This window comes from Halomonas sp. 707D4 (assembly GCF_024158685.1).
Taxonomy (GTDB): Bacteria; Pseudomonadota; Gammaproteobacteria; order Pseudomonadales; family Halomonadaceae; genus Vreelandella.
In genome coordinates, this window is record NZ_JAMZBD010000138.1 from 1 (window position 1) to 7,108 (window position 7,108).

Here is a 7,108-nt window from a genome sequence, read left to right on the forward strand (position 1 = left end):
GTTGCGGGCAAGCTCGGCAAGAAAGCCGAGCCCGCCGACGCTGTCGAGCTGGTCGCGGGCTTCCAGGGCTTCCGAGAGCGTCACCACGTCCAGGGGCTGGCTGGATTCCGCCAGGTGAATCATCACGTTGAACACCAAACGGTGCTCGTAGCGGTAGAAATCGTCCGCCACCAGGCGCTCGGAAACGCTGTCCCAGGCCTGGTTGTCCAGCATCAGTCCGCCCAGCACCGACTGCTCCGCCTCGAGCGAGTGCGGCGGAAGCTTCAGCGCGGCGGTTTCCTTGTCCGCGGAGGACTCCTCCATGGCGGGCTCCTTTCAAAAAAGCGCAGACCGGCACGATGACCGAAGGGCCATCATCTTAATCAATGAACCCCGCCGCCGACCAGCGCCGGCGAAGGCCCCGGAACGGCTTTCGAAAACGCGCCGCTTTCGAAAACCGACCCACAAAGTTGATTCGAAACATCAACCTACGATACCGACTAGCAAATCCGATCGGCAAAACCATCCAGCAAACCCCTTCCACAAAACAAAGGGCGCGGGAAGACCCGCGCCCTTGGGCACTGCTGGAAGCGACCGTGTTACTCGGCCACTACCACCACGCGTACCACGGCATCCACTTCGGCATGCAGGTGCAGGGCGATATCGTATTCGCCGGTCTGGCGAATCGGGCCCTGCGGCATGCGGACTTCGCTCTTGGCGACGTCGATACCGGCGGAAGAGATCGCATCGGCCAGGTCACGCGGACCGATGGAGCCGAACAGCTTGCCTTCGTCGCCCGCTTTGGAGACCAGCGACAGTTCGATGTCGTTGAGCTGCTCTGCGCGCGCTTCGGCTTCTGCCTTGCGCTCGGCGGCCTGAGCTTCGAGCTCGGCGCGCTGTGCTTCGAACGCTTCCACGTTCTCTTTGGTCGCCGGTACGGCCAGGCCGTACGGTACCAGGTAGTTACGACCGTAACCGGGCTTGACGGTGACCTTGTCACCCAGGCCGCCCAGCTTACCAATGTTGTCGAGCAGAATGACTTCCATCTCGTAAACCTCTAGTCAATTGCTGCGGGCAAGGCGTGCGCGAACGTTCGCGAATGTATCGATCAGCCCCAACAGCAGCACAATGAGAATCGTGGGCAAGGTTGTGATCAGCAGTACGTAGAACACTGCCAGCCACAGCCCGTTCATCCCCTTTAATCCAATAAACCCGTGCACCAGCGCGATACCCGCTATCAAAAGCGGCACCCAGCCGACGACCAGCAGTGCCTCGCCACCGAGCAGGACGCCCGCCACGCTCAGAATCATGAGCAGGGCAAGCTCCTTGGGGCTCAGGCGCAGCGCGTGAAACTCTTCACGAAAGCCGCCGGGGTTGTAGAGCCCCGCCTGCCAGCTGCGCCCCAGTGCCAGACACGCAATGGCGGCGAGCAGCACGATCAGGCCGGTCACCCCGCCCACCACCATCGCGGCGAGCGCCTGGGTGTCGTAGCCTTGGCCCGCGAACTCGTCGAGCATGCCGTCCACCTCCGCCGAACTCTGGCGAAGCTGCTCGAGCATGAGCTCCGAGCCCCCGGGCGGGCTGAACACGCCCAGTTGCACCATGAAGGCGCAGGCCAGGGTGCCGATGATTAGTGCCTCGCTCCAGCGCATGCGCTCGCGCAGGACGACGGCCATCAGCGTGACCAGTAGAACGCTCGCCAGCGGTATCACGTCGCCTTGCATCCACCAGAAACCGGCGGGCAAGGCGGCGGCGAGAATCACCGGCAGGGCCGGTGCAAAGCCGCGGCGCAGGGTCACCAGGGCCGCGATGGCCGCGCCCAGCCAGAACAGCCAGGGCACGAGCGTTGCCAGCGCCGCCACGCCAATGGCGTAGGGCGTCTTCTGCATCAGCCATCGCGCCAGTGCCAGCATCACGTTAAGCGCTTACTGGTGGCTATCGGAGTAGGGCAGCAGTGCCAGGTAGCGCGAACGCTTGATCGCGGTCGCCAGCTGGCGCTGGTAGCGTGCTTTAGTGCCGGTGATGCGGCTCGGAACGATCTTGCCGGTTTCGGTGATGTAAGCCTTCAGCGTGTCCAGATCCTTGTAGTCGATCTGCTTGACGCCTTCAGCGGTGAAGCGGCAAAACTTGCGGCGACGGAAAAAACGTGCCATGGAGTAGCTCCTTCAATACGTGCGGTGGATAAACTTAGGCAGTTTCTTCGGTTTCGACGTCGCGCGGCTTGTCTTCGCGACGCGGACGCTTCTCTTCTGCCGGCTTCATCATCGGAGACGCTTCGGTGATCGCTTCCTTGCAGCGAACCACGAGGCTACGGATGATGGCATCGTTGAAACGGAAGATGTTCTCGATCTCTTCCAGAGTTTCACCGCTGCACTCGACGTTCATCAGCACGTAGTGAGCTTTGTGGATCTTGTTGATCGGGTAGGCCAGGTGACGGCGGCCCCAATCTTCAAGGCGATGCACGGTGCCCGAGTTCTCGGTCACGATGCTGGTGTAGCGCTCGACCATAGCCGGCACTTGCTCGCTCTGATCCGGGTGGACCATGAACACGATTTCGTAATGACGCATGGAATCTCCTTGCGGTTTGACAGCTTCCGGTGCGTGCTGGCCGTGGCCGGCATGGCAGGGAAGCAAGGAGTTGACTGAAATGCCTGCCGGTTCGATCTCCGGATTCCGGCCCATCGAACGTCAGGCATCAAGCAGAACTTCGTTCAGAACGTTCATTGCGCGGGACGAACCCGCGCCGCCCGTGACGAATCGATGGGCGTGCGCATTCTAGAAGGGACGCGGTCAACTTGCAAGCTGGCGCTGGCGAACCGCCTCGAACAGACAGATACCGGCGGCGACCGAGACGTTGAGGCTCGACACCTGCCCGGCCATGGGAAGCTTCGCCAGGTGGTCGCACCCTTCGCGGGTGAGCCGGCGCATGCCCTTGCCCTCGGCGCCCATCACCAGGGCGGTCGGCCCCTTGAAATCGAGCTCGAAAAGCGACGCCTCGGCCTCGCCGGCGGTGCCGGTGACCCAGACGCCGAACTCCTTGAGCTTGGAGAGCGTTCGCGACAGGTTCGTCACCTGATACACCGGCACCACTTCCGCCGCGCCACAGGCGACCTTGCGCACCGTGGCGTTGAGCGGCGCGGCGTTGTCCTTGGCGACGATCACGCCGTGAGCGCCGGCGGCATCGGCGCTACGCAGACAGGCGCCGAAGTTGTGCACGTCGGTCACGCCATCGAGCACGAGATAAAGCGGCGGTGTCGCCGCCTGCCAGGCGCGCAGCTTGAGCCACAGAGACTCCTCCCCTTCCGGCGTGAGCGGCGAACAAAACGCCACCACGCCCTGGTGGGCAGCGCCCCCCGTCAACTGATCGAGCACCTCGCGCGGCTGCTCCTTGAGCCTTGCGCCTTTTGCCCGCGCCCGCTCGATCAGAAGGTTCAGGCGCTTGCCCGCCCCCTGCTGGACCCACAGCTCGCGAGGCGCCTCGCCCCGCTCGAGCAGGCTTTCGAGGGCATGAACGCCGTAGACCTCTTCGAGACCTTCCGGCGCTCGAACGCTGGTGCGCGAACCACCGCGCCTGGAGCCTGATTTCATGCTCATCCCTTGTTCAACGGCGGTTTCTTGGGTGCGCGGCGGCTGCGGCGCGGCCCGCGACGCGTACCGATGTCGTCGGCCTTGGTGTCGGGCTTGTTGGGCGAGCGGGTACGCTCGCCGGCCTGGCGCTCACTGGACTGGCGCTTCGGTTTGGGCTTGTCGGCGGCCGGCTCGCGCTTGTCCGCGACCGACTCGCTCGCCCCCGCACGCTTGCGCGGCTGACGGCGCGGGCGCGGCTTCTCGTCGCCCAGCGCGAAGTCGATCTTGCGATCATCCATGTCCACCCGCGCCACCTGAACGGTCAGGCCATCGCCCAGGCGATAGGTGGTGCCGGTGCGCTCGCCCTTCAGGCGATGCTTCTCGGCCTCGTAATGGTAGTAGTCCGAGGGCAGCGAAGTGACGTGGACGAGGCCTTCGACGAAGAAGGTGTCCAGGCGCACGAACAGCCCGAACTGGGTGACCGAGGCGATGGTGCCGTCGAAGGTCTCGCCCAGCTTGTCGGACATGAACTCGCACTTGAGCCAGCTCTCGACGTCGCGGGTCGCCTCGTCGGCGCGGCGCTCGGTCATCGAGCAGTGCTCGCCGAGCTCGAGCATCTGCTCGAAGGTGTAGGGGCACCACTTGCTCGGCGGCTCGACCGGCGCACCCTCGACGCGCACTACGGTGCTGGTCTTGCGCGGGCCACGAATCACCGAGCGAATCGCGCGATGAACCAGCAGGTCCGGGTAGCGGCGAATCGGCGAGGTGAAGTGGGCGTAAGCCTGGTAGGCCAGACCGAAGTGGCCTTCGTTCTGGGGCGAGTAGACGGCCTGATTCATCGAGCGCAGCATCACCGTCTGGATGATGTCCGCGTCGGGCCGGTCAATGATCGCCTCACGCAGTGCCTGGTAATCCTGCGGCGTCGGCTCGTCGCCCCCGCCGACGGAGAGCCCCAGCTCACCCAGGAACAGGCGCAGCTTGTCGAGGCGCTCCGGCGTCGGACGCTCGTGGATACGGTAGAGCGCCGGCAGATCGTGCTTGTCGAGAAAGCGCGCGGTGGCCACGTTGGCCGCGAGCATGCACTCCTCGATCATCTTGTGGGCGTCGTTGCGCGATCTCGGCACGATCTCCTGGATCTTGCGCTCCTCGTTGAAGATGATCGCCGTCTCGGTGGTATCGAAGTCGATCGCCCCGCGCGCATCGCGGGCCTCGCGCAGAAGCGTGTAGAGCTCGTGCAGGTTCTCGATCGGCTTGACCAGCTCCTTGTACTCCTCCCGCAGCGCCTTGCCCTGCTCGCTCTCGGGCTCGAGCATCGCCGCGACCTTGTTGTAGGTCAGCCGCGCGTGGGAGTTCATCACCGCTTCGTAGAAGGAGTAGCGGCTGATCGCCCCGCTCTTGGAGATGTTCATCTCGCAGACCATCACCAGCCGGTCGACGTGCGGGTTCAGCGAGCAGAGCCCGTTGGAGAGAAGCTCCGGCAGCATCGGCACGACCTGGCCCGGGAAGTAGACCGAGTTGCCGCGGGTGCGCGCCTCGTCGTCCAGCGCCGTGCCGGGGCGCACGTAGTGCGACACGTCGGCAATGGCGACGATCAGCTTCCAGCTGCCGGACTTGGTCTTCCAGGCGTAGACCGCGTCGTCGAAGTCCTTGGCGGACTCGTCGTCGATGGTGACCAGCGGAAGCTTTCGCAGATCGACCCGGTGCTGCTTGTCCTCTTCGAGCACTTCGGCGGAGATGGTGCTGGTCTGGTCGAGCACCTCCGGCGGAAACTCCGCGGGAATGTCGTAGCTGCGGATGGCGATGTCGATTTCCATGCCCGGGTCCATGCGCTCGCCGAGCACCTCGATCACCTCGCCCACCGGCTGCACCCGCGTGGCGGGCTGCTGGGTGATGCGTACCGACACCACCTGGCCATCCTTCGCGCCTTCGCTGGCGGAATGCGGGATCAGCACTTCCTGGGTGATGCGCGGATTCTCCGGAATCAGGATGCCGAACTCCGGCGTATTGCTGCGATAGACGCCGACCAGGGTCTGGGTATTGCGCGAGATCACCTCGGCGATGGTCGCCTCGTCGCGACCGCGCCGGTCGCGGCCGCTCACGCGCACCAGTACGTGGTCGTCGTGGAACACGCGACGCATCTGGCGCGGGGGCAGCAGAAGGTCGGGCTTCTTGCCGTCGTCGCGGATGACGAAACCGAAGCCGTCGCGGTGACCCTGCACCTTGCCCTTGATCAGGTCGAGCTTGTCGATCAGCGCATAGGCGCCGCGCCGGTCGCGCAGCACCTGACCGTCGCGCTCCATGGCAGCGAGGCGGCGGCGCACGGCCTCGAGGTGGTCTTCGTCCTCGATGCCGAGCATGCGACTCATGTTCTCGTGGGTGATCGGCTTGCCGTAGCTTTCGAGTGCCGCCAGCAGGTATTCACGGCTGGGGGCGGGGTTGTCGTATTTCTGCGCCTCACGCTCGGCGTGTGGATCATCACTCAAGGTCCAGTACTTCATGCGTTCGTCATCCTTGATGGCGTTTGCGGAAGGCGAAGAAAGGTCGCGCGAACGCGCGCTTTCAATAAGCAGTCATCGAGCGCCGGGCAAGAAGCGGGCGCGTCGGCGTGTTTCAGGGTTCTTTCGTGTTTCATGGTTTTTTTGGTCATGGGCGCAGTATAGCGCCGCCGACTCGATCACCCAACCGCCCAGGCCCTTCATCGCACTTTTTTAAGGCAAAAAACGTCTGGGGGACTTGCATTTAAACCAGGTCAGGGTATCATACGCGCCACTTGCCCAGATGGCGGAATTGGTAGACGCGCTAGCTTCAGGTGCTAGTGACCGTATGGTCGTGGAGGTTCAAGTCCTCTTCTGGGCACCATCATCGTGTCATCTTTTTTCACGGTGTGTGGTGCAACCAGGCAAGTGTTTGTATTCGCCCGGGTGGCGGAATTGGTAGACGCGCTAGCTTCAGGTGCTAGTGACCGTATGGTCGTGGAGGTTCAAGTCCTCTCCCGGGCACCAATCGAATACAGACGACACATGATGCGCCCAGGTGGCGGAATTGGTAGACGCGCTAGCTTCAGGTGCTAGTGACCGTATGGTCGTGGAGGTTCAAGTCCTCTCCTGGGCACCATCCCGCATCATGTCCTTCTCTCATGTCCTTCTCTTGAAATCATCGTATCAGTCGCACCGAGCCTCATCGCTTGGCCTTTCGCGTATCCAGTCGCCAAACGCCTTTCCTTTCTTGCCCCCATGCGTCCAACGCATGCCCCCATTCGCACGTTTCGCTTCAAGCTCACTTGCCATTGGCGTTAGCCTGTTATTGCCATGCACTCGATGCATGAATTACATAATAACGGGAGAACGATATGCCGCATCAGACATTGCGTCCTCTGGTCTTCTGGCCAACTTTCTTGATTCTTCTCGGGGCGGTCGTGGCGAGCTACCTCGACCTGGAAGGCTTTCTGGTGATCGCCAATCGACTCAATGCCAGCATTCTGGAAAACTTCTCGTGGCTGTTCAGCCTGGGCAGTCTTTACCTTCTGATCATGGCGGTCATCGTCTACGCCTCGCCCCTGGGG

Annotated in this window: 7 protein-coding genes, 3 tRNA genes and 1 pseudogene; 4 read left to right on the plus strand and 7 right to left on the minus strand. The window is 63.1% G+C overall.

Annotated features, from left to right (window positions below):
- The 7 genes from BIS11_RS07835 to rnr form a co-directional block, all read right to left on the minus strand.
- The coding region (locus BIS11_RS07835) for a DnaB-like helicase N-terminal domain-containing protein (RefSeq protein WP_301286422.1) at positions 1-303 on the minus strand (303 nt) is incomplete at its 3' end.
- Positions 304-578: 275 nt separating this feature from the next.
- Positions 579-1,025 carry a 50S ribosomal protein L9 gene (gene rplI, locus BIS11_RS07840; protein WP_227388155.1) on the minus strand — a complete coding sequence of 149 codons (447 nt, stop codon included), beginning with the start codon at positions 1,023-1,025 and terminating at the stop codon, positions 579-581.
- 15 nt (positions 1,026-1,040) lie between these two features.
- Complete coding sequence (locus BIS11_RS07845; RefSeq protein WP_253421525.1) at positions 1,041-1,892, minus strand: hypothetical protein; 852 nt, start codon at positions 1,890-1,892, stop codon at positions 1,041-1,043.
- 12 nt (positions 1,893-1,904) lie between these two features.
- Positions 1,905-2,132 (minus strand): 30S ribosomal protein S18, encoded by a 228-nt coding sequence (rpsR, locus tag BIS11_RS07850; RefSeq protein ID WP_009097135.1) that lies wholly within the window; start codon positions 2,130-2,132, stop codon positions 1,905-1,907.
- Between the two features lie 34 nt (positions 2,133-2,166).
- Positions 2,167-2,547 (minus strand): 30S ribosomal protein S6, encoded by a 381-nt coding sequence (gene rpsF / locus BIS11_RS07855; RefSeq protein ID WP_253421486.1) that lies wholly within the window; start codon positions 2,545-2,547, stop codon positions 2,167-2,169.
- 222 nt (positions 2,548-2,769) lie between these two features.
- A complete protein-coding gene (gene rlmB / locus BIS11_RS07860) occupies positions 2,770-3,567 on the minus strand; it encodes a 23S rRNA (guanosine(2251)-2'-O)-methyltransferase RlmB (RefSeq protein WP_253421489.1) in 798 nt (265 codons plus the stop codon).
- A gap of 2 nt (positions 3,568-3,569) precedes the next feature.
- Positions 3,570-6,044: a ribonuclease R gene (gene rnr, locus BIS11_RS07865; protein WP_253421492.1), complete on the minus strand. Its 2,475-nt coding sequence runs from the start codon at positions 6,042-6,044 to the stop codon at positions 3,570-3,572.
- Positions 6,045-6,318: 274 nt separating this feature from the next.
- Between rnr and BIS11_RS07870 the strand changes: the two genes are divergently transcribed.
- From BIS11_RS07870 to BIS11_RS07885, 4 genes and pseudogenes are all read left to right on the plus strand, one after another.
- Positions 6,319-6,405: transfer RNA gene (locus tag BIS11_RS07870), tRNA-Leu, on the plus strand.
- 56 nt (positions 6,406-6,461) lie between these two features.
- A tRNA-Leu gene (locus BIS11_RS07875) sits at positions 6,462-6,548 on the plus strand.
- Between the two features lie 25 nt (positions 6,549-6,573).
- Positions 6,574-6,660 (plus strand) — tRNA-Leu (locus tag BIS11_RS07880).
- 235 nt (positions 6,661-6,895) lie between these two features.
- A pseudogene (locus BIS11_RS07885) lies at positions 6,896-7,108 on the plus strand (BCCT family transporter); the annotation flags it as partial.